Below are 22,741 nucleotides of genomic sequence, written 5' to 3' on the forward strand. Positions count from 1 at the left end.
TCACTCTGGTTATCACCAGTAGGTATTTTTTGCCATTAAACCACAATGATATCTCACTGTAGATAAAAACTTTTTAAACCGCTTAACGGTTATCGATTTTTTGCGCTGTAGCACGCTTTTCTTTCGCGGCCTTACGGCGATGGCGAATAATTTCAACCACACCCGGCAAAATTGAAACAAAGATAATCGCGACTATCAATAATTTCAAATTCTTTTGTACAATCGGTAAATCACCGAATAAATAACCTGCATAGGTAAATAATAATACCCATATAAATGCACCTGCGACATTATAAAAGGCAAAATGACGATAAGACATTTTCCCCATTCCTGCAACGAAAGGCGCAAATGTTCTTACTATCGGCACGAAACGAGCCAGTATAATCGCTTTACCACCATGTTTTTCATAAAATTCATGGGTTTTTTCTAAATATACGCGACGAAAAATTTTTGAGTCCGGGTTTTTAAATAACCTTTCGCCAAAAACACGTCCAATGGTGTAATTCACTGCATCACCAATAATCGCAGCAGTAATCATTAATGCGACCATTAAGTGAACATTTAAATCATTGCTGTCTAATGCTGAAATTGCACCCGCAACAAATAATAACGAATCCCCAGGTAAAAATGGTGTGACCACTAGACCTGTTTCACAAAAAAGGATCAGGAATAAGATCCCGTATACCCATGTACCGTAGTCTCTAACGAGTTCAGCAAGATGCACATCTATGTGTAAAATAAAGTCGATAATAAAAGTGATGAATTCCATATAATCCTCATTAATGATAGCGTCCATGCCATTCCCAACAATGATGGGACAAATAAAAATTTTGCTTTATATCAGTTCATCTGCAAGAAAAAGAGGCCCCATAACATTCTGCGGCAATGCAAATTGTTCAGGGTAATCGACGCTCACCAAATACAAGCCTTCAGCTTTTGCCGTTGCCGCTGCTTTGGTGCGATCTTTTAGCTCAAGAAGATGTTGTATCCAATCAACACCTTGATTGCCACACCCTATCTCCAACAGACTACCAACAATATTCCTAACCATGTGGTGAACAAAGGCATTGGCTTTAATATCCACCACCACATAATGACCATGGCGACTCACATTCACGTGCATTACATTACGCCATGGAGACTTTGATTGGCACTGGACTGCTCTGAATGAGGTAAAATCACGCTCACCTAAAAGTGACTGAGCCGCTTGATGCATTCTTTTTTCATCTAATGGGTAGTGAAAATGAGTTACACCATTAGATAAAATTGCAGGCCGATAGCGATGATTGAAAATCACATAACGGTAGCGGCGAGCGGTGGCACTAAACCGTGCATGAAACTCATCATTCACAGGTTTACACCAACGAACTGCAATATCCGCAGGCAAATGTGTATTTGCCCCCATAGTCCAAGCCGCTTCTTTGCGATTGGCTGAGGTTTCAAAATGCACCACCTGCCCAGTGGCATGAACACCTGCATCCGTACGACCCGCGCAAAATACGTTGATCGGCTCTGCGGCAATCTTTGACAAGGCGATTTCTAAGCACCCTTGCACACTTTTCACTTCTTGTTGGCGTTGCCAACCAAAATAGCGACTACCGTTGTATTCGACCCCTAACGCAACCCGATACAACTTTGTTGGTTCTGACATCAGTAGAATAGCTCCTGAGCTAATTTTTCAGCGGTTTCTACTGCCATCAGTGCCCCACCGAAGCGCACATTATCCGCCACCGACCAAAACTGTAATATTTCAGGAACGCCATAATCATTACGAACGCAGCCGACACTTAGTTGGTCATTACCAGAAGCATCCGTTACCTGAGTTGGATAATCCCCTTCTTCTGAGACCTGAATATCCGCAAAACGTTCAAGTTCTTCATTCGCTTCTTCTGCACTCAAAGGGCGTAACGTTTCCAAGTAGACAACTTGAGCATTTCCATAAAAAACAGGCGACTGAATAAAACTAACAGCAACAGGTAAACCTTCATCTTGGAGTACTTTGCGCACTTGTTCAACAAGACGGCGTTCTTGAACAACACTCCCCTCCATGTCTGACAATAAAGGCAACATATTGAAAGCAAGTTGCTTACTAAAACGCCCTTCTTCCGCAGGAATACCATTTAATAAACGTGCACTTTGCCCTGCAAGTTCATCGACGGCTGCTTTACCATAACTCGACATGGATAACATATTCGTTAAGGTAATTCGCCCTAAGCCTGCTGCGTCCACCAGCGGTTTAATCGCTGTGACTAATTGACTCACGGAGCTATCTGCCAAAGAAATAATATTACGATTGCGGTAATCAGCTAAAACTTGAGGATTCACATTTGGTACCACTAATGGCACATCAGGTTCTTGAGCAAATACGCCACTTGTATCAATAACAATACAACCTTCCTGTGCCGCTAATTCTGCATATTGCATGCTAACCGCTTCATTAGCCGCAAAAAAAGCAATTTGCGCTTGCGACCAATCAAAACCATTCACCTCTTCAACTTGAATACTTTTGCCACTAAAACGTACGCTCTCCCCCGCACTACGCTCACTGGCTAGTAAATACAGTTCGCCAACTGGAAACTCCCTTTCTTCTAGCAGTGAGATAATGGCCTCACCTACAGCCCCAGTTGCGCCTAATACTGCAATATTCCAACCTTCAGTCATGGCTATTCCTCTAGTAATAAAAACTAAACGACCCCATTAATGAGATCGTTTAATGATAAAAAATTATACCAATTAATTTGCTAAATAAGCACTGAACCCTAATGCATTAAGCTGCGCGACAACATCGGCGTTATCACAAGCCACATTGAGTGATGACCATTCGCGACGTTCTTGGTAGTTTTTACGCAGCTTATCAAATTCCCCTTTAATACCTGCTACCTTGCGCAGCTTGGCATCGTCACGGCGTACATCATACACAAGATGGGCTAATCTTTTGAGTTGGCTTTGCGTTAATTTACCATTGAAGGTTAACTCGCTAATATCTGGTTTTGGCAACAATGATGAAAGGGAAATTTGCACGGATTTACCGATAAATTGACAGTAAGCTTCATAAACTTGCGTCGTTCCCCTTGCTTTACCTTCTAGGGTGTAACCTGCTATATGCGGTGTACCAATATCGACCAAAGCTAATAGCTCAGTAGACAAATCAGGTTCCGGTTCCCAAACATCCAGTACCACACTCAACGGTTTCCCCTGTTGCAATGTTTTTAATAATGCTTGGTTATCAACCACCTCACCCCGGCTAGCATTAATTAAAATGGTGCCATCACGTAGGTTTTCTAAGTGGGTTTGGTTCATTAAATGAAAAGTTTGATATTCCCCTGAAAGATTCAATGGCGTATGGAAAGTTAACACATCCGCCTGCGCTAATACGGTTTCAAAAGACACAAAATCTTCTTGTTGGCCCATAGCGGCACGTGGAGGATCACATAATAAGGTTTTTACGCCCCAAGCGTTTAACCGCTCAGCTAAACGCCCACCGACATTCCCTACACCAATGACCCCTACTGTTTTATCACGTAAATCAAAGTTATCACGTTCCGCAAGGAATAATAACGATGAAATAACGTACTCCACTACCGCAATAGCATTACAACCGGGTGCAGAAGAAAAACCGATATTTGCCGTTGCCAACCATGCAGTATCTACATGGTCAAAACCTGCTGTTGCCGTTCCAACGAATTTAACCGGCGTATTTTTCAATAGAGATTCATTCACCTTGGTGATCGACCGTACCATTAATGCGTCCGCGTTTATTAATTCGTGTTCGGGTATTGGACGCCCCGGTACAGCTTTAACTTCGCCCAGTTCACTAAATAATGCCTGAGCATAAGGCATGTTTTCATCAACTAAAATTTTCACTGTTTTGTCCCAATCTATTGACGATACGGCTTTGCATCGCAATATTTTGCCACGCTTTGCCCCAGATGCCTATGAGAGTTAACGTTCCAATGTAAACTAATCTTCTGTCACAAACTCTTTCGCTCGAAAACGGTCGGGGGTTACCCCTGAAATTTGTTGGAACATCGCAATAAATGCCGACGCAGAGCTATATCCAACATCAAGTGCCACTTCGTGTACACTTTTACCACATTCAAGACCCGCTACCGCATGAAGATAGCGCAAGCGCTGACGCCATTCACTAAATGACATACCGAGTTCCTGTTGGCAGCGTCGTGACAATGTACGCTCTGAGGTATAAAAACGTTTTGCCCACCCAGCCAAGGTCGTATTATCCGCAGGGTCATTTTGCAATTCCAGTAAGATTGGCGCTAAAAACTTGTCTTTAGTGTTAGGCAAATAAGTATCTTGGCAAGGTGATAATGAAAACTGGTCAATGAGTACATGAGCTAACCGTAGATCTTGTTCAGTTTCTGGTTGTACAATGCCTCTTTGATACATATCGCTCATGATGGATTGAAATATAGGACTTAATTTAATCACGCACGGCCGTTGAGCTAATATTTGATTGTATTGATGTGAGAAATCAATAATACGAAATTTGACACTTTCTTTATTAAAGCTAGCATGGGAAATATTTGCAGGTATCCAAATACAAAACTCAGGTGGCGCTAAATAGTGCTTACCCGCAACTTCCATTTCCATAATACCGCAAACCACATATAACATTTGCCCAAATGGGTGTGAATGGGATTTGTACTCCGTCAGCGCGGCGGTTTGCTCGTGGCGAAAAGCAATAAGTTCAGGCTCAATAATATTGCATTCACTGACTTGCCAAATATCTGATTTTGAAGTTTCCATGATACCTGTCTGAAAAGCGTTATCGATTGTCTGAATATCAGTATATATAAAAAACCAGACAGATGTATACTACTGCGCATTCGATACGGGAGAGTGTTTTAATGAAAAGTCTTCTTTTTCCGCTAATTGCGGTTTTATTATGGTCTATCAATGCGATTGTTAACAAAGCAGCATCCACGGCTATTGACCCTGCAGCAATTTCTTTTTACCGCTGGGCGTTGGCGCTAATCGTCATGACCCCATTTGTATTACGTTCGGTGCTACGAAACCACAAAGTCGTCATGAAACACTGGTGGCAATTAGCCATTTTAGGGGCTCTGGGTATGATGCTATACCAAAGCTTAGCCTATTACGCTGCCCATAGTGTCAGTGCGACCTTTATGGGGATAATGAACTCACTGATCCCATTATTAACCGTTGTGATCAGTATTTTCGTATTACGTGTTATCCCAACTGTTGGTATTGTATTGGGCTCCGCCCTATCATTATTGGGCCTGTCGTGGCTCGTTAGCCAAGGTAACCCTATCTCATTATTTTCTCATGGCTTAGGCCAAGGCGAAATCATGATGCTAATAGCATCAGCAGCTTATGCCCTCTACGGTGTATTAACTAAGCGTTGGTCAATCCAATTATCTAGCTGGGATTCACTCTATGTGCAGGTGTTCTTTGGGGTTATTCTGCTATTACCTAACTTTTTATTAGCTGATGATGTGTCACTCAATAGCCACAATATTGGGCTAGTCGTATTTGCTGGGATAGCCGCCTCCATCATTGCGCCTGCGCTATGGATCCAAGGTGTAATGCGGTTAGGGGCAAATACCACGTCTATCTTTATGAACCTTGCTCCGGTCTTTACCGCCATTATTGCCGTTTTTGCTCTTGGCGAAGAATTAAAAAGCTATCATTTAATAGGTGGAGGTGTTGTATTATTAGGGGTAATGTTAGCGCAACAATTACGTACCCCACTGACGCAAGTATTTAGCCGTAATAAAAAAGTGGCACAGCAAGAAGATACTTGTCAGTAACCTGCCGCTACAACTTATAACTTAAAGCAATAAAAGCAATGTCGTGAACTCATATGCCCCACTCTGTGGGGCTATGTTTTATCTATTTTCCTCAATATATTTCTTCCCACACTCCTGCACGGTTTTTCGTCATTTATATTTTGTAACGCTCTAAAACGTCTCAGTCACCCTTTGTCTGTCATTCGCTGATAAGCTTGTGCAAAGCTAATCTGAGCAATAAAGGGAAATTCTGATTGAATCTTCTTCTTAAGCAATTAGACTTAACTAAAATCATTCTACCCATTAAGTAGTATTTTCACTCAAGACCAAATATTGACTCGATGTGCACTGATGGAACACGTCATGTCATACATGACCTTTAATAAGGAATAACAATGACTAAACAACTTAAAGTTTGGCTTTGCATATTTATAGTAATTGCTATTGCAGTTGGCATTTACTTTATCAATGCATTAGGCCATTCCAATTCTGCACAAGCCGGTTACGATTTCTATCAACAAGGCGATACCGAAGCCGCTTTTAAGCAATTTGAAAATACGGCTGATGTTGACTCCCAATCCGCTTATGCATTAGCCACAATGTATAAAGATGGAATAGGTACTCAACCTGATGAGAGTAAAGCACTAAGTTGGTTGGTTAAATCTGCAGCACAGAACAATAAAAATGCGCTCTATAATCTGGGCTTTTACCGTTATGATCAACAAATAGAGGATACCCCTGACGATAAATATGGCGTAACCTCTTTAACTAAAGCTGCAGATCTTGGTGTAATTGAGGCTCAAGTGATGGTTGGCGGTATTTATATGGAAGCTAAATATGAAGATATTCCGCAGAATACCGAACTAGCTCGGAAATACTTTACACTGGCTGCGGAACAAGATTCACGTCTAGCTAAATTTGCACTCGGTTATATTGCCCATAAGGTTGATAAAGATAATAAAAAGGCAGTCGAAATCTTAACCCCCTTAGTCAGTAAAGACTTCCCATTACCGGCTATGTTATTAGCATCTATTTATAAAGAAGGCGGCAATGGTATTACGCCAAATAAGATTTTTGCAAAAAAATATGAAAGTATGTCAATGGCATCAGCTTTCGAATTTATTGCCGATGCTGAGAGATTTGAACCTGCGCCATTATCAATTTATGGCTCACTAACGCCAGAAGAAAAACAACAAATAATCGCTAACCTTGAAACCCGAGCCAGTCAAGGTGATGAAACTGCTATGTATATTTTATATCAAAAATACATGACAGGCGAAGATGTCCGTAAGAATAAAAATAAAGCTGTAATGTATTTGCGGCCTTTAATACAACAACGGGCTCCCAAAGCGCTATATTTTAATTACCTCGCAGATAGAGATAATATTAAAGATTTGACAGAGGCCGCTGAGGGGCAATATCCCGATGCATTATACCAAGCCTATCAGGTCTATTCAGGTAATACCTTTAATTATGATGTAAAACGCGATGATGAATTAGCGAATAAATATTTAATTAACGCCGCAGATTTAGGCCATCAAAAATCGTTAATTACTATTATCGAAAAAGCTATTTACAGTTACCGTTTTCCAAATAAACAATTAGTAGATACTATAAAAAAATATACTCCGATATTAATCGAGAAATACCCTAATTCTCCAGAAGCTTTGATCGTTGTAAGCCAAGTATACCGCAATAAAAATAGCCCATTCTATTCACCAGAAAAATCCTTTGAAACACTCGCAAAAGCTAACCGAATTGCACCCGATTATGAATCACAAATGCAGTTAGCTCGTTACTATATCAATGGGTTTGGTACTAAGCAGAATTTGCCAGAAGCCGTAGAGATACTGAAAAAAGGTTTAAGTAAAAATAGCTACAAGTCGACAGCTGACCGCCTGTTAGTTCAACTCTATTATCAATATGATATAAAAGACTACGTCGACGAGAAAACGATCATTGATATTCTCAAAAATGATGTCATTGAAAGAAAAAACTATACATTAGCGCATTTCTATGCGGATTATTTATTACGCGAAGATGCGGAGAAAAATAGCAATCTAGCCTTTGAACTGTATGAAGAATCCAGTAAAAATAATGATAGCAGCCGTATTCATTATGCAGCCTCATTATTAAAATATAAGCCAGAAGAAAACAAACGTGCTGTGAACTTAGTTGTTGACGTACTCGCTTCACCTGATAGCAAGTCACGATTGTCAAAAGAAGACTTTAATACCGCCAATGACATTTTATTAAAACTTGGTTTGGCTACCATACACGCTAAGCGTTTATTAGTCGATTTAGCCCTATCCGAAAATAACACTGAAGCCTTAAAGCGTATCGAACCACAAATTGGGGTTGATGCGGATATCACTTACTTTTATGGCATCAAGCAACTTACCCAGTTGACCCAAGTTGATACCCTAAGTGATGCCGAGCTAAAACCTTATTACGATACCATTATAAAAGCCGCAGAATTAGGCAATACCACCGCGTCTTTATATATTGCTCAAAATTTGGATGGCGTTAATTATTATAATGACAAGCCCTACTATAAGCAGCGTTTTCAGAAAATCACAGGGTTAACACCGAAAGACCTCGTCCCACAATATAAAAAGTGTGCAGCATTAGGCAGCAACCGCTGTTTATATGAGCTGGGGGAAATTTACCAAAAAGGTAATTATGGGGAAGATTCTGACTATGATCTCGCAATGGAATATTACAACAAAATCTCTGACCCAGATTTCAGTTTTTTAAAATCACGTAAAAGAGAAATTGAAAAAGCAAGAGCCTCGTTGATTACTATTCAGGAAAAGGCAAAAAATAATGACTCTGATGCCATTCGTACCCTCGCCAATGCTTATAAATTCGGTAACTATGGGCAAAAAGTCGATGAGAAAAAATGGCTACAATACTTGACCGCTAGTGCAAAGTTGAATAATAAAAGCGCTTTAAAAGAATTAGTGGATTATTACAGCCAAGACACACTCATTGATGCTAATAAAGCAAAGATTCTTGGTTATTACGACCAATTAGCCGCTATCGGTAGCAAAGACTACACCCGCAAATTAGCACATCAATATTTAAACGGTAGTCGCCTTGTTGCACCAAATCGCCAAAAAGCCCGTGAATATTACATTAAAGCAGGAAGTTGGGGGAACGAGTTCATTAAGTATATGAATGACTATGACATCAGCATGAAAATGCTCAATGAAAGTTCAGAGGCTAAATATAAAGTAGGCCGAGCCTATTATTATGGTAAAGGGATCAAAGAAGACAAATTAGAAGCCTTAAAATACTTAAAGCTTGCTAGCGATGAAGGAAATGATAACGCAATTAGCCTTTATACAAAAACCCTGTATATGGGGATACTCAACGAAGACAAAATGTCTTGGTTGAAAGAACCAGACTGGGATCAAGCTATTGTTTATTTAAAAAAACACTCAAACCCTAAACGTGTTGATAATTATATCGAAACCTATAACTCCATCGTTGTTCCTGCGCAAAATGGTGATACTTCAGCCTATATGAAACTCGGAGATTGGTATAAGGATTACAGTCGCGCATTAGCCGCCCAAACTTGGTATAAAAAGAGCATTGAAGCAGGCAATTTAGCCGCTTATCAAGCTCTTGACCAAGTCACCAGCGATAAACAAGTAAAACACCAAAATTACCTTGAAGGTGCAGCAAAAGGTGACTTATTTTCCAAGGTCCAACTAGCCAAAGACTACCTGTATGACAGCGACGTTCTAACCAGTTCAACGGACTATAATTCAGCCATTCAATACCTACAAGAAGGTATCAAATCAGCTGATGATGAAATTTCTAGTATGGCATTCAATACATTAGCCAATTTGTATCAAAAAGGTATTCGTAATAACAAGAAAAACCTTAACCGCCCTAAAGATGATAAAAAATATTTAGAATTGCTGCAAAGCGAAGAAAATAACCGTACAGATGCATTGCTTAATCTTTATAGCTATTACGCAAGAACCGATGCGCCGAAAGCTTTGGGTTACTTACAGCGTGCTTATGAAAAAGGCGACTTAGATGCCATTGAGAAACTGTATGAAATAAACTACCCTGGTGAATATTGCAGTAATAGCGATAATGCCGATCTGGATAAGGCAAGCACTTACTTAAAAGAGTGGCTAAAAAAGAAGAATTTCGAGAAGAATACTGCGCGGAATTATATTCGTTCAGCTGAAAGTTTAAGTAAAAAAATGGGGGATACATACTTAGCTGGTGAATGTGATATGAAAAAAGATATCGATAAGGCTATTGAATGGTATCTAATTTCATTGAACTATCATGAGAGTCATGCGCTAAGTAGCCTGTACAAAGCCTATGTGGAAAAAGGGGATGCGAAACAAGCCTATTACACGGCATTGCGTCTGAAAAAAGACCCTAAAAATATTGAATTATTAGAGCAGTTATCACCACAGGAGCGACAAGCGATTGAACAACGTTTCAATGATGAGCAAACATTCCAAAAATATGGTCGCTTTGCTAAACAAATTGAAGAACAACGTGTGAAGGCTGAAGCGGGTGATAAAATGGCAGCTTTCTCCTTAGGTATCGCTTATGCTCGGGGTGAAAGAGTACCGCAAGACACGCAAAAGATGATCTACTACTATGAATTAGCAGGTAAAAATGGCTATCCTCGTGCTTATAATATTTTAGGTAACCTTTACCGCAAAGACAATGAGCGCGGTATTGAGAAAGACTTTCCTAAAGCGCTTTATTACTTTGACTTAGGCGCACAACAAAATGACAGTAATACCGCGCACCAAGCCGGTGATATGCTGTATTTTGGCCAAGGAGTACCAAAAGATTATGTTGGTGCAGCCAAATATTATGATATGACAAACCTAGAGCAAGGGACTCATCATGGAATGGCAAAATACAAGCTGGCCTACATGTATTACAATGGTTGGGTCGGAACAAAGAGCAAAGCAGACCTGCAAAAAGCCCATGATTACCTTGAACTCGGTGCTAAATACCAAGACGAGGACTCAATTAAAGCACTAAAAGAGTGGGATTTTAAACTCATTAATAAATAATTAACGATAACGGCGCTAATTTGCTTTAGCGCCTTTATTGAATCATTTTTATTATTATCAGTTATTATTTGGATACTTCAATATATCAGTCGGTTATATTGTTTAGTTCCGATTACCATTTATGGATATAACATTTAGTCTTTTCCTAGTTGATTTTCAATAAAACACAAAAGCTTATCAATATATCTAATAATATATTCCTGATAAATATAGAATTCCGCTTAAAATCATCTAATTATTAAAAAATTAGTCATATAATTATTCCAATAATAACTATTTAGAACTCATTTTAAATAAAAATTAGTTATCTTTGTTTAGTTGGTTTATATTTTATTGATTACGGATTACAAACGTTAGAAAGCCCCTAATTAATATGGAGTATTTATTGTGAATTCAAATCTAAAAAATAATGCATCAAACACATCTATAGTAAACAGAGAAAAATCAATCACTAAAAACACAAAAAACGAACAAAATGAAATTAATAATCCCCATCTATTAACTCCTCGACAATCTGATAAAAAAAATATCAATATATCGGAGATGCGGCGAGAAAAAGAATACTTAACAGCAGTGAAGAATGATTTTATTTCTAACATTCATAATTATGTTCCATTAAAATCTGCCATATCTAATGTTAGCGAGAAAACTTATTATAAAACAATTGGAAATGCATTGTTAGAGATTACTGAACAACGCCATCAATTAAACGAAAAAAAGAAATTAGAATCTACTGATAAGATCTATTTACGGGAAGAAAAAATAACTAATTCAAAAAACAACCTTGCAAAATACCTTTACGACCATTCAGAAAATAAAGAAAACAATTTAATTTCACAAGATTTATCGACTTTACTTGACGAAATATACAATACAGATGTAAAAATAAAATCAATCGAAGCATCCTTAAATGAAAAAGAAAATAATGAGAAGTTGACTAATACACCTTTCAATAACAAAAACCAGTTAGATACGGAATCATTATTATCATCCTCAATGGCAAGTCTCAAACAAAACACAATGGCTAGTGATTTTAAACACAGTTCTTCAAATAACAAACAACTAAATACACTAATACCAATGCGAGACTAAACACATCCAGTTTTTACTGCGTTTAAACTTTGGCACCAAAGCGCCCAAATAAGGGCGCTTCTCTTACCGTGGTGCTTGACTAGCTTTAAATGCGATTCGAACCAACAATCCATTGAGTAATTTACTTTTTAATAGTTGTGGTTCAGAGCCATGGTAACTAGCAATATCTTTAACCAAAGCCAAACCTAAACCAGCCCCTTCCTTCCCTAAGGCATTATTTAAACGAGTAAACGCTTCCATAGAACGGTTAATCTTTGCATCTGGGATCCCTGGCCCTGAGTCCTCGACTTCCAAAACAAAATGCGCCTTGTCATCACTATTTACAACACGCACTGTCACCACGCCATTTGCTGGCGTATATTTTATTGCGTTATCGATTAGATTTGCGCACATTTCTGCCAATAAAATGGGTTCACCTTTGATCCAAGCCACATCGAGCCCTTCATAGCCCAAATCCACACATTGACTTTCTGCATGAGTCAGCCGCGTAAAACAGGTTTGATGAACAATTTCGACTAGATTAACAGCACGGTACTGCGTGACGGCTTCTTTTTCATGCGCTTTTAACCGAGATAGTTGCAAAAGCCTATCAGTGAGAATAATCGTATTATCGAGGGTTTTATCGATAGCTTGTAAACTCTGTTGCCGCTGATTAGCATCTTGACTGTTAATCGCGACTGAAACCTGTGTTTTCAACACCGTTAATGGTGTTTTCAATTGATGGGATGCATCCGCACTGAAACGCTCTTGTCGCCTCACCATCCGCTTTAAACGGGAAATATAGCGGTTCAATGCATCAATTAATGGCGATAAATCAGACCATGGCAGTAAATCTGGCAATGGTGTTAAATCATTAGCGGAACGGCTTAACATTAAGTTGGACAATTTTTTCAATGGCGCCAATAATTTACTAAGTAAAATATAGGCAAGAACTAAGGTTAAAAGCACCACCGTACCTTGGCTCATCAGCGCGGAGATTAATAATTGATTAGCGAGATCTTGTCGTGAATAAACGGTTTCTGCAACACGGATCTCAACCATTCCAGTGATGCCACCTTCATTAATGGGTTGATAAAACGCTGCAATGCGAATAGGTAAGCCCTTATACTGTGCATCATAAAAATAAACTAGCGCAGTATAGTGCTGTGAGCGCATCCAATAAGAGGGAATTGGCGGTAAGTCATCATAACCAGAGATAGTCTCACCGTCAGGGGAAATAACTTGATAAAAAATTCGGTCATTATTATTCAGTTCGAAACTATCCAATACCACATAAGGTACGCTAACAGATAAATGCCCATTTACCACTTGTAGCCTTTCTGCCACAGTACGAGCAGAGGCGAGTAGCGTTCTATCATAAGCTAAATTTGCAGCGTTCTTAGCACTATAATAATGGGTATAAACCGAAAATCCCCCCAATAAAATGAGGGGGATACCGAAAAAGAGCAGCAACTGATGAAAGAGAGAGCGTGGATGAGAGACTAATTTCATACACTACACTGCTCTAATCGGTATCCCAATCCGCGTAACGTATTGATGTTAACATCCGAACCTGCGAGTTTTTTTCTCACTCGGTGAACATATAATTCAATACTTTGTAAACTGGCTTCATCGGACAAAGAAAACACTTGTTCAAATAATTGCATCTTTGAAACTGGGCGTCCTCGTCGGTGAAACAAGGTATTTAATACCGCATATTCCCTTGGGGTTAACCCTAATGGTTCTTGACCAAGTAAAAAATAACCTTCTTCGTGATAACACAGCGCACCAAAACGCTGCGGTTCATTGACTTGCCCTTGGCTACGCCTTAGTAAGGCACGAATCCTAGCTTCTAACTCAGCGATATCAAAAGGTTTTGTTAAATAATCATCCGCACCTGCATTTAAGCCTTGAACACGGTCAGCCACATCCGAGTTTGCCGTCAACAGCAAAACAGGGATCTCTTGATGACGTTTTCGCATTTGCGCCAATACTTCCAACCCACTCATTCGTGGAAGAGATACATCAAGCACAACAAGGGCATATTGTTCTGTTTGTAATAATTGATCTGCGATGGCGCCATCACTGGCAATGTCAACCGCAAACCCTGATGACGATAATGCCTTTTGTAACCACAATGACAACTCGTCATGGTCTTCAACCAATAAAATTCTCATTCCGCATACTCATTATAATTACTTATCTGTATACGTTGGCATTACCTATCGTGATTGAAAAGCAATTGTCATCGTTTTTACTGTATCCATCACAACTATTACGGTTAAATGGAATCAATAATTTAAATTTAACATTAAATTAACATAACAAAAAAGCAGAAATACAAAACAATCTGATATATATCACATAAAAATAATAATATTTGTTAATGAAAGGTAAATGAAAGCTTTGTCAGACAATGATGCAACATCTACACAACAAGAAGTAAATAACATAGTTCTTTAATTATTGTCTTAGTAAGGAAAGAAAAATGAAAAAATATACAATCAAGGCCTTAGCAACAGCAATATTTTTAGTTGGCGTTAACCAAGTAAGTGCTCTACCAGAGCGTACTGAATGTATCGCCCCAGCCAAACCTGGAGGGGGGTTCGACTTAACCTGTAAATTAGTCCAAGTTTCCATGCTTGAAACTAAAGAAATTGAAAAACCAATGCGTGTTACTTACATGCCCGGAGGCATTGGTGCGGTAGCCTATAATGCCATCGTAGCGCAGCGCCCTGCTGAACCAGGAACGATTGTTGCCTTCTCAGGTGGCTCATTACTCAACCTAGCGCAAGGTAAGTTTGGTCGCTATAACGAGAATGATGTCCGTTGGCTAGCCAGTGTGGGCAGCGACTATGGGATGATTGCTGTACGTGCAGATTCCCCTTATAAAACCCTTAATGATTTAATGGATACCTTTAAAAAAGACCCGAATAGCATCGTGTTTGGAGCCGGTGGTTCTATTGGCAGTCAAGACTGGATGAAAACCGCACTACTCGCTAAAGCTATCGATATAGATCCAAGAAAAATGCGTTACGTTGCTTTTGAAGGTGGTGGTGAAACCCTAACAGCTCTACTTGGAAACCATATTCAGGTGTTATCAGGGGATATTAGCGAGATGACCCCGTATATCAATGAAGGCAAAATTCGTATCCTAGCGGTCTATGCCGATAAACGCCTCGGTGATGGCTTATCCGAAATCCCTACGGCGAAAGAGCAAGGCTATGACATTGTTTGGCCAATTATTCGTGGTTTCTATATGGGGCCCAAAGTGTCCGATGAGGACTACAACCAATGGGTCGAGGCATTCCAAAAACTCCAACAAACCGAAGATTTCAAAAAGCAACGTGAACTTCGTGGCTTGTTTGAATATAACTTAACTGGGCAAGAACTCGATAGCTACGTAAAAAAAGAAATCGAACAGTATCGTGAGCAAGCCCGTGCATTTGGTTTAGCCAAATAACGGAGAAAACGATGAGTCAACGCATATTCGCCATAGTCTGGCTAATACTGTGTGCTATCGGGATCTATATCGGCTGGGGGATCCAAAGTGAATTTTCATACGAACCACTGGGCCCCCGCCCTTTTCCGGTCGCCATACTATCTTTAATGGCTATTTGTGCCCTTGCCTTATTATTTGGCAAACAAGAAGCTGTTGAATGGCCGAAACCTTATGTATTGCGCCGCTTAATACTCTTAGTCATCGCACTAGTTATCTATGCATGGGCATTTGAGTGGTTAGGGTTTCCTATTGCTACCAGTTTATTGACTATCAGCATGGCCCTACTATTTGGTGCGACACCAACGGCAGCCATTATTTCAGGCCCTATCCTTGGCATCTTCTTATTTTATGCCTTTGATAAATTGCTGGATGTCACTTTGCCTATTGGCAGCCTGTTTAATTAAGGAGCAAGCTCATGGAAACTTGGATGTATCTATCGCAAGGTTTTGAGGTTGCGCTCGTCCCTCAAAATATCTTGATTGCCTTAATTGGCTGTTTTATCGGAACCGTAGTTGGCATGTTGCCCGGCCTTGGTCCTATCAATGGGGTCGCTATATTATTGCCACTCGCATTTGCGCTCAAATTACCAGCAGAATCTGCCTTAATTTTACTCGCTACTGTTTATTTAGGTTGTGAATATGGAGGACGGATCTCATCGATACTACTTAATGTTCCGGGTGATGCTGCGGCTATAATGACCACATTAGATGGTTATCCGATGGCAAAACAAGGAAAAGGCGGTGTTGCTCTTTCTATTTCAGCGGTCAGTTCATTCATTGGCTCAACAATCGCCATTGTGGGTATTATTTTATTCGCACCTTTGCTTGCTCAATGGTCGTTAGCTTTCGGGCCTGCTGAATATTTCGCTTTAATGGTTTTTGCTATTGCCTGTTTGGGCAGTATGATGAGCCAAAACCCTATTAAATCATTACTTGCCGCATTAATTGGTTTGTCACTCGCCACCGTCGGTGTCGATGCCAACTCAGGGGAATATCGTTTTACATTTGATAGTGTCCATCTTTCTGATGGAGTGCAATTTATTGTCGTTGTGATTGGTTTATTTTCAGTCAGTGAAATTTTATTGATGCTTGAAGGTACCGCTACAGGCCAAGGTTTGATCCGCAAAACGGGTAGAATGCTATTTAACCGCAAAGAAGCCAAAGCTTGCGCAGGGCCCGCACTGCGTTCGTCTTTCGTCGGTTTCTTTGTTGGAGTTTTACCCGGTGCAGGTGCCACTATCGCCAGCGCTATCACTTATATGACTGAAAAGAAAATCAGTGGTGAAAAAGGCGATTTTGGTAATGGTGATGTACGTGGTGTCGCTGCACCTGAAGCCGCAAATAATGCCTCAGCATGTGGCTCATTTATCCCTATGTTAACACTTGGCGTTCCAGGCTCAGGGACAACTGCGGTGATGATGGGGGCGCTAACGCTCTATAATATCACTCCTGGACCGGGAATGTTTACCGAACAACCGGAAATTGTCTGGGGGCTAATTGCTGCATTACTTATTGCTAACGTCGTGTTGTTAATCATGAATATTCCATTAATTGGCCTATTCACACGTATGTTGACTGTCCCTTTGTGGTTTTTAGTTCCCGCAATTGCCAGTGTTTCCGCTGTTGGTGTATATGCAGTTCATAGCACTACTTTTGACTTGCTGTTGATGATGGGGTTAGGTGTTTTTGGGTTTATTCTACGGAAAATGAATTTCCCGCTTTCCCCACTTATATTAGGTTTTGTATTAGGTGAGATGTTAGAACAAAACTTACGCCGTTCATTATCTATCAGCAATGGTAATTTCGATATTCTTTGGAGCAGTACTATTTCACAAAGCTTATTGATCCTCGCCGTTGTTGTTTTAATCCTGCCGCCTATTGTGAAATTACTCCGTAAACGCAAACAGGCTACAACGTTATAATTTTCAAATTGTTAAGCCATCTCTGTAGAATTTGCCCCAATGTGATTTTGGGGCATTTTTTTATTAAAAAATAGGGAGCTTTATATAACTTAACAAAACCACAGAGTTATCATGGACTCCTTCGCCATAATAGACATATTTTGATTGTAAATTAGGGACTATATTTGTTCTCTTTTGGTCATACTTATACAGTGGAAATGGTTTTTCAATATTATGTATTTTACTCATCCTCCCACAAAGTTTATCGTGGATAGAGCGAGATAACGCCTTACCTAAAATTTTAAAATCCTGTTTCCAAATAGCCTCATGAAATCTGGTTACACACATATGACTACCTCTATTCGACTAAAAATCAAGTCAATATCATGTCACTATTTTGGACAAAACATTCAATACAATGATGTATATTTATTCAGTTGTTAATAAACCACTGAATCAGACAATGATGATATATTAAATAATGCCAATCAATTATGGTACTCACCTGACTTATTAAGAAATAAAACACAATGTTCGATAGATTACTTTTTGTCCTTTTTAATATCCAGCCGAAACCATTAGCGTATACAGTCACCATCGATATTCATGGTGACCGTTACACCATCCATAGCCAGAAACCCGTGACTATCACAGAAAAAGACAGCGGTTATATCCAAATAAAAGCACTGGGTAAAATGCATATTTTTTGTGGAAAAATGCTGCATATCAGCGTCAAGAAAAATACGACGCTTGTGACTATTGGTTGGTCGAAAGGGAAAAGCCAAATATTTGAAGTGAAAAAAAACTACCAAGACATTGCTTCCCACAGAACGTCATCCTCATCAAATACCCGTTATGTCCCCCCAGTTTATGAAAGTACCACTAGTGACAATTCCCATCGTGCTAGCAATCATTTTTGTTCAAATGATAATTCCAGTACTGATTGCTCATCATCCGATTCAGGGGGAAGTGATGGCGCTAGTGGCGATTAAGTAACAATACCTTTTAGATACTGCTTAAAAACTTATCTTTTATATCATGCTTATTGTCAAAATATCTAATATTTGAATCAAAGGATTTTTTTAATTTACTCAATAAATCATTTTTAATTTTTTTATCATTAATTGTTAATACTGACTGGAATACATTATTAGAATAGTGATTATCATCACCAAATAACGCCAATAAATTAAGTTGACTTAACTCCCCACTAGGGATATCTAATTCAATCCTTGTATTATTCAGCTTTGCTTTATCGAAATTATAATTAACATCTAATTTAATAGGTAGCTTAATATCTACATTATTAAGCGTTGCATTAGAAAAACCCGCTCTAATTAGTGGAGTTTGTTCACTTGATGCAATTCTCATGTCTGATAATGTAGAGTTAGAAAAGTCTGCGTTAATACTGCTAGGTTTGAAGGTTTTTTTGTCCTCCCAATTAAAAATAATATTATTTATATCTGTTTTCTCCAATTGACAATCTGAAGAGTCATAATGTAATGCTATACTATCCGACATACTATGAGACTTAACTTCCATAGAGTTAATAATATTATTACCGCTTATTTTAGATTTAACAGGCCCTATATTAAGCACATCATTCAATATATTAATCTGTTTATTGATTTTTAACTTATCTTTTATCTCGACATCCAAAGCACATTTCTTATAAACATTTTTCACTTTTGAAATTACTGTCTTTAATAAAAGTTTCTTATTTGCATCACTGTTGTTTTTTTCATACTCCTTACTTATTTTAGTCGAGCTATTACTTAACGTTAAGAAAAAAGATTTAACATTCATATTTACACACCTCTAGGCTATTTGTTTTCAGAAATTGGCTAGAGTATCTCATGTTAATCATTTCTATAATTTAATAAAATGACACAGCTATTCTCCTTTTTATATTTATAAAAAAAGCGAGAACCAGAGTTCTCGCTTTTTTCTAATTGTTTAGCCTAAAACAAATTACGCTTTGTATTTGCTCATCACCAATGTGGCATTAGTACCACCAAAGCCGAAACTGTTTGACATCACTGTATCCAACACTTGTTCTGTTGGTTTCGTGACGATATTCAGGCCATGGGCTTTTTCATCTAAATTTTCGACATTGATGCTTGGTGCAATAAAGCCATGCTCTAGCATTAATAAACTGTAAATTGCTTCGTGAACACCTGCCGCCCCTAATGAGTGGCCACTCATCGCTTTTGTCGCAGAAATCGCAGGGGAATTACTACCAAAAACTTCTTGGATAGCTTCCAGCTCTTTGGTGTCGCCGACTGGTGTCGATGTACCGTGTGTATTGATGTAATCAATTTTATCGACACCCTGCATCGCCATTTGCATACAACGTACCGCGCCTTCACCTGAAGGTGCTACCATGTCTGCACCATCAGATGTTGCACCATAACCGACAATTTCAGCATAGATATGTGCACCACGCGCTAAAGCGTGCTCGAGTTCTTCAACTACTACAATACCGCCGCCGCCGGCAATAACAAAACCATCGCGGTCTTGGTCGTAAGTTCTTGATGCTTTGTCTGGCGTTTCATTGAACTTAGTTGACAATGCGCCCATTGCATCGAATTCACAGGTCATTTCCCAGCTCAGCTCTTCACCACCACCAGCAAAAACTACATCTTGTTTGCCTAGTTGGATCAATTCAACTGCATGACCAATACAATGTGCAGATGTTGAGCACGCTGAACTAATTGAATAGTTAACACCTTTAATTTTAAATGGTGTGGCTAAGCAAGCTGAAATACCTGATGCCATTGCACGGGTCACCATATAAGGACCAACACCACGTAAACCTTTCGCACGCATACCATCAGATCCAGCAACTTGGTTACGCGGAGAACCACCGCCAGAACCGACCACAATACCCGTACGTAAATTTGAAACTTGTTCTTCTGCTAAACCCGAATCAGCAATTGCTTGTTCCATAGATAAATAAGCATACGCAGAGCAATCACTCATAAAACGAAAGATTTTACGGTCAATCAGGTCTTTCAGCTCTAAGTTTTTGACATTACCCCAGACATGGCTACGTAGCCCTGCCTCTTTGAATTCTTCTGAGAAAGTGATCCCGGAACGACCTTCCTTCAGAGAAGCCAGTACTTCTTCCTGGTTATTACCAAGGCTGGAAACAATACCTAGACCAGTGATGACTGCACGCTTCATTCGTTACCTCATGTCTATAATTATATGATTGCGGGATTACAGGTTGTCACTTTAGCTTACACTTGTACGCTGAACAAGTCCGATCAGGGTAAATATTTGTATTTTTTTTCTTTGTGACTGTAATAAGACTTTTTTATGAAGGTAGCCTTACACTCATAACAGCGTTAAAATTTACTGATTATTAGGTCATAGTAGGCTTTATCGTGAACAAACGTGCTGTACAAACTGCTCGCCTTAGCTGGAATGAAGAAGGCACACCGATGTCCGAACAATTTGAAGACATCTATTTTTCTAACCAAGATGGCTTAGAAGAATCTCGTCATGTCTTTTTGCAAGGAAATCTTTTTCCTGAACGTTTCAATACTCACCCATTCAAAACCTGTGTTATTGCCGAAACAGGCTTTGGTACAGGGTTGAATTTTTTAGCATTATGGCAATCCTTTAACCAATTTAAAGCCGAGCATCCACACGCAAAATTGCAGCGTTTACACTTTATTAGCTTTGAAAAGTACCCCTTATCAAAGCCCGATTTAATCACAGCTCACCAATGCTGGCCTGAACTTAACGACCTATCACAATCACTGTGTGACAACTGGCCTCAAGCATTACCCGGAAACCACCGTCTGACCTTACAAAATAGCGATGTTGTACTGGACTTATGGTTTGGTGATATTAATGAGCAAATATCTAAGCTAAAAAACAATCTAAACAATAAGATAGATGCATGGTTTTTAGATGGTTTTGCCCCCTCAAAAAACCCACAAATGTGGAGCGAACACTTGTTCGCTACAATGGCTAAACTAGCCCGTATTAATGGTACATTTGCGACCTTTACCGTCGCAGGTTTTGTCAAAAGAGGGTTACAGCAAGCAGGTTTTACTCTTCAAAAAGTCAAAGGCTTTGGTAAAAAACGTGAAATGCTAACTGGCATAATGATAGAAAAAGAAACTGAAAACTTAACACCTTGGTTTGCAAGAGAAAAAGCCAATAACCCAACAGACATTGCAATCATTGGTGGTGGCCTTGCAAGCCTCACCGCAGCTTACACCTTGCTAAAACGTGGCGCAAAAGTCACCTTATACTGTAAAGACTCGCAAGTCGCACAAAATGCTTCAGGCAACCGCCAAGGCGCAATTTACCCATTACTAACAGGTAATAATGACCCACTTGAGCGTTTTTTTATTAGTGCCTTTCCTTTTGCTTCACGCTTTTATCACCAATTGGCAAAACAGGGAGTTAAGTTTGACGGGCAATGGTGTGGAGTCAGCCAATTAGCTTATAACGATAAAGTTGCTAATAAAATAGCGGGCATGCTAGAAACCGACTGGCCCACCGATTTTGCTATTGGTAGAAACCGCCAGCAACTGAGTGACCTTTGTGGTATTGATGTCAACCATGGTGGAATTCACTATGCTACCGGTGGTTGGTTGTGCCCTGCTCAACTCTGTGAAAGCTTACAACAATATTTACACCAACAGGGTGTCACATTCCATTTTGAACACGATGTTAACGAACTTAAGCCTGATGGTGATAACTGGCAGTTGCTGATAAACACCCCCCAACAGACGTTAATATCTACTCATTCCACCGTTATTATTGCCAATGGGCACAAACTGCGCCAATTTTCGCAAACTGTTAATTTACCTATTTCCCCTGTTAGAGGGCAAGTTAGCCACATCCCAACCAATGAAACACTACAACAATTAAAAAATGTGTTGTGTTTTGAAGGTTATTTAACCCCTGCTGATGCTTCTGGCCAGCAACATTGTTTAGGTGCAAGTTACCAAAGGGAGCATCTGGATTTAAACTATAGCGAAGAAGAACAACAGGGGAACCGCCAAAAACTGATTGATAACCTGCCGGATGTTACTTGGCCTAACGATATTAATATTTCACACAAACATTCACGTCAAGGGGTACGTTGTGTTATCCGTGACCACTTCCCGCTATTAGGGAATGTGCCTGATTTTGAAAAACATATGGAAGTCTACCAAGATTTACCCTCTCAGATAGCCAAAAATCAGACTATTTGCCCTGCACCTATGCACCCAAATTTATTTATTTTTGGTGCCCTAGGCTCCCGAGGCTTATCAACTGCCCCACTTTGTGCTGAACTTCTCGCCGCACAAATTTTTGCTGAACCTCTACCTTTGGATGACGAAACCCTCGCAGAGCTTCATCCGAACCGTTTTTGGGTTAGAAAGTTATTATTAGGGCGTAAAGTAAAAACCCCTTATTGAAACCAATACCT

The 22,741-nt window shown here is 39.5% G+C and carries 17 protein-coding genes; 8 read left to right on the forward strand and 9 right to left on the reverse strand.

What is annotated here, in order from left to right:
• Nucleotides 1–82 precede the first annotated feature (82 nt).
• The 5 genes from RB151_RS13425 to RB151_RS13445 all read right to left on the reverse strand — a co-directional run bounded on the left by RB151_RS13425 (nucleotide 83) and on the right by RB151_RS13445 (nucleotide 4,764).
• The gene (locus RB151_RS13425; protein ID WP_042845356.1) at nucleotides 83–769 is read right to left on the reverse strand and encodes a DedA family protein; all 687 of its coding nucleotides are present in this window, start codon (nucleotides 767–769) and stop codon (nucleotides 83–85) included.
• A 66-nt stretch (nucleotides 770–835) separates the two neighbouring features.
• On the reverse strand, nucleotides 836–1,651 hold the full coding sequence (truA, locus tag RB151_RS13430; protein ID WP_042844485.1) for a tRNA pseudouridine(38-40) synthase TruA: 816 nt from the start codon (nucleotides 1,649–1,651) through the stop codon (nucleotides 836–838).
• Nucleotides 1,651–2,661, reverse strand: coding sequence for an aspartate-semialdehyde dehydrogenase (locus RB151_RS13435; protein ID WP_042844487.1), 1,011 nt, complete (start codon nucleotides 2,659–2,661; stop codon nucleotides 1,651–1,653). Before RB151_RS13435 ends, truA begins: the two co-directional genes overlap by 1 nt.
• Nucleotides 2,662–2,733: 72 nt before the next feature.
• Nucleotides 2,734–3,864: a 4-phosphoerythronate dehydrogenase PdxB gene (pdxB, locus tag RB151_RS13440; protein ID WP_042844489.1), complete on the reverse strand. Its 1,131-nt coding sequence runs from the start codon at nucleotides 3,862–3,864 to the stop codon at nucleotides 2,734–2,736.
• A gap of 96 nt (nucleotides 3,865–3,960) precedes the next feature.
• On the reverse strand, nucleotides 3,961–4,764 hold the full coding sequence (locus RB151_RS13445; RefSeq protein WP_042844491.1) for an AraC family transcriptional regulator: 804 nt from the start codon (nucleotides 4,762–4,764) through the stop codon (nucleotides 3,961–3,963).
• 101 nt (nucleotides 4,765–4,865) lie between these two features.
• Here RB151_RS13445 and RB151_RS13450 point away from each other — a divergent pair, with 101 nt between their 5' ends.
• The 3 genes from RB151_RS13450 to RB151_RS13460 all read left to right on the forward strand — a co-directional run bounded on the left by RB151_RS13450 (nucleotide 4,866) and on the right by RB151_RS13460 (nucleotide 11,923).
• Entirely contained in the window at nucleotides 4,866–5,789 is a 924-nt protein-coding gene (locus RB151_RS13450) for a DMT family transporter (protein WP_042844494.1), read from the forward strand.
• A gap of 374 nt (nucleotides 5,790–6,163) precedes the next feature.
• A complete protein-coding gene (locus tag RB151_RS13455; RefSeq protein ID WP_042844496.1) occupies nucleotides 6,164–10,831 on the forward strand; it encodes a tetratricopeptide repeat protein in 4,668 nt (1,555 codons plus the stop codon).
• A gap of 387 nt (nucleotides 10,832–11,218) precedes the next feature.
• Nucleotides 11,219–11,923, forward strand: a complete 705-nt coding sequence (locus RB151_RS13460) for a hypothetical protein (protein WP_071548192.1) — start codon at nucleotides 11,219–11,221, stop codon at nucleotides 11,921–11,923.
• A 63-nt stretch (nucleotides 11,924–11,986) separates the two neighbouring features.
• Here RB151_RS13460 and RB151_RS13465 read toward each other — a convergent pair whose 3' ends face one another.
• On the reverse strand, nucleotides 11,987–13,414 hold the full coding sequence (locus tag RB151_RS13465; RefSeq protein WP_048607532.1) for a sensor histidine kinase: 1,428 nt from the start codon (nucleotides 13,412–13,414) through the stop codon (nucleotides 11,987–11,989).
• Nucleotides 13,411–14,079 carry a transcriptional regulator TctD gene (tctD, locus tag RB151_RS13470; RefSeq protein WP_042844502.1) on the reverse strand — a complete coding sequence of 223 codons (669 nt, stop codon included), beginning with the start codon at nucleotides 14,077–14,079 and terminating at the stop codon, nucleotides 13,411–13,413. Before tctD ends, RB151_RS13465 begins: the two co-directional genes overlap by 4 nt.
• A gap of 311 nt (nucleotides 14,080–14,390) precedes the next feature.
• Between tctD and RB151_RS13475 the strand changes: the two genes are divergently transcribed.
• The 4 genes from RB151_RS13475 to RB151_RS13495 all read left to right on the forward strand — a co-directional run bounded on the left by RB151_RS13475 (nucleotide 14,391) and on the right by RB151_RS13495 (nucleotide 18,296).
• Complete coding sequence (locus RB151_RS13475) at nucleotides 14,391–15,365, forward strand: Bug family tripartite tricarboxylate transporter substrate binding protein (RefSeq protein ID WP_071548193.1); 975 nt, start codon at nucleotides 14,391–14,393, stop codon at nucleotides 15,363–15,365.
• Between the two features lie 11 nt (nucleotides 15,366–15,376).
• Nucleotides 15,377–15,808 (forward strand): tripartite tricarboxylate transporter TctB family protein, encoded by a 432-nt coding sequence (locus tag RB151_RS13480; RefSeq protein ID WP_042844505.1) that lies wholly within the window; start codon nucleotides 15,377–15,379, stop codon nucleotides 15,806–15,808.
• Between the two features lie 11 nt (nucleotides 15,809–15,819).
• The gene (locus tag RB151_RS13485) at nucleotides 15,820–17,325 is read left to right on the forward strand and encodes a tripartite tricarboxylate transporter permease (RefSeq protein ID WP_042844508.1); all 1,506 of its coding nucleotides are present in this window, start codon (nucleotides 15,820–15,822) and stop codon (nucleotides 17,323–17,325) included.
• A 509-nt stretch (nucleotides 17,326–17,834) separates the two neighbouring features.
• Nucleotides 17,835–18,296 (forward strand): hypothetical protein, encoded by a 462-nt coding sequence (locus RB151_RS13495; protein ID WP_071548194.1) that lies wholly within the window; start codon nucleotides 17,835–17,837, stop codon nucleotides 18,294–18,296.
• 13 nt (nucleotides 18,297–18,309) lie between these two features.
• Here RB151_RS13495 and RB151_RS13500 read toward each other — a convergent pair whose 3' ends face one another.
• Complete coding sequence (locus RB151_RS13500) at nucleotides 18,310–19,110, reverse strand: hypothetical protein (RefSeq protein WP_071548195.1); 801 nt, start codon at nucleotides 19,108–19,110, stop codon at nucleotides 18,310–18,312.
• A 165-nt stretch (nucleotides 19,111–19,275) separates the two neighbouring features.
• Nucleotides 19,276–20,490, reverse strand: coding sequence for a beta-ketoacyl-ACP synthase I (fabB, locus tag RB151_RS13505; RefSeq protein WP_042844516.1), 1,215 nt, complete (start codon nucleotides 20,488–20,490; stop codon nucleotides 19,276–19,278).
• A 203-nt stretch (nucleotides 20,491–20,693) separates the two neighbouring features.
• Here fabB and mnmC point away from each other — a divergent pair, with 203 nt between their 5' ends.
• Entirely contained in the window at nucleotides 20,694–22,730 is a 2,037-nt protein-coding gene (mnmC, locus tag RB151_RS13510) for a bifunctional tRNA (5-methylaminomethyl-2-thiouridine)(34)-methyltransferase MnmD/FAD-dependent 5-carboxymethylaminomethyl-2-thiouridine(34) oxidoreductase MnmC (RefSeq protein ID WP_071548196.1), read from the forward strand.
• Nucleotides 22,731–22,741 lie beyond the last annotated feature (11 nt).

The sequence above is a fragment of the Providencia rettgeri genome (genome assembly GCF_001874625.1).
Lineage (GTDB): Bacteria > Pseudomonadota > Gammaproteobacteria > Enterobacterales > Enterobacteriaceae > Providencia > Providencia huashanensis.

Excerpts from the sequence above, each read along its gene's own strand:
- RB151_RS13450 (WP_042844494.1), top strand. The coding sequence starts at position 4,866 with ATGAAAAGTCTTCTTTTTCCGCTAATTGCGGTTTTATTATGGTCTATC.
- RB151_RS13480 (WP_042844505.1), top strand. The coding sequence starts at position 15,377 with ATGAGTCAACGCATATTCGCCATAGTCTGGCTAATACTGTGTGCTATC.
- RB151_RS13475 (WP_071548193.1), top strand. The coding sequence starts at position 14,391 with ATGAAAAAATATACAATCAAGGCCTTAGCAACAGCAATATTTTTAGTT.
- fabB (WP_042844516.1), bottom strand. The coding sequence starts at position 20,490 with ATGAAGCGTGCAGTCATCACTGGTCTAGGTATTGTTTCCAGCCTTGGT.
- RB151_RS13465 (WP_048607532.1), bottom strand. The coding sequence starts at position 13,414 with ATGAAATTAGTCTCTCATCCACGCTCTCTCTTTCATCAGTTGCTGCTC.
- RB151_RS13485 (WP_042844508.1), top strand. The coding sequence starts at position 15,820 with ATGGAAACTTGGATGTATCTATCGCAAGGTTTTGAGGTTGCGCTCGTC.
- RB151_RS13495 (WP_071548194.1), top strand. The coding sequence starts at position 17,835 with ATGTTCGATAGATTACTTTTTGTCCTTTTTAATATCCAGCCGAAACCA.
- tctD (WP_042844502.1), bottom strand. The coding sequence starts at position 14,079 with ATGAGAATTTTATTGGTTGAAGACCATGACGAGTTGTCATTGTGGTTA.
- RB151_RS13445 (WP_042844491.1), bottom strand. The coding sequence starts at position 4,764 with ATGGAAACTTCAAAATCAGATATTTGGCAAGTCAGTGAATGCAATATT.
- truA (WP_042844485.1), bottom strand. The coding sequence starts at position 1,651 with ATGTCAGAACCAACAAAGTTGTATCGGGTTGCGTTAGGGGTCGAATAC.
- RB151_RS13435 (WP_042844487.1), bottom strand. The coding sequence starts at position 2,661 with ATGACTGAAGGTTGGAATATTGCAGTATTAGGCGCAACTGGGGCTGTA.
- RB151_RS13500 (WP_071548195.1), bottom strand. The coding sequence starts at position 19,110 with ATGAATGTTAAATCTTTTTTCTTAACGTTAAGTAATAGCTCGACTAAA.
- RB151_RS13425 (WP_042845356.1), bottom strand. The coding sequence starts at position 769 with ATGGAATTCATCACTTTTATTATCGACTTTATTTTACACATAGATGTG.
- RB151_RS13455 (WP_042844496.1), top strand. The coding sequence starts at position 6,164 with ATGACTAAACAACTTAAAGTTTGGCTTTGCATATTTATAGTAATTGCT.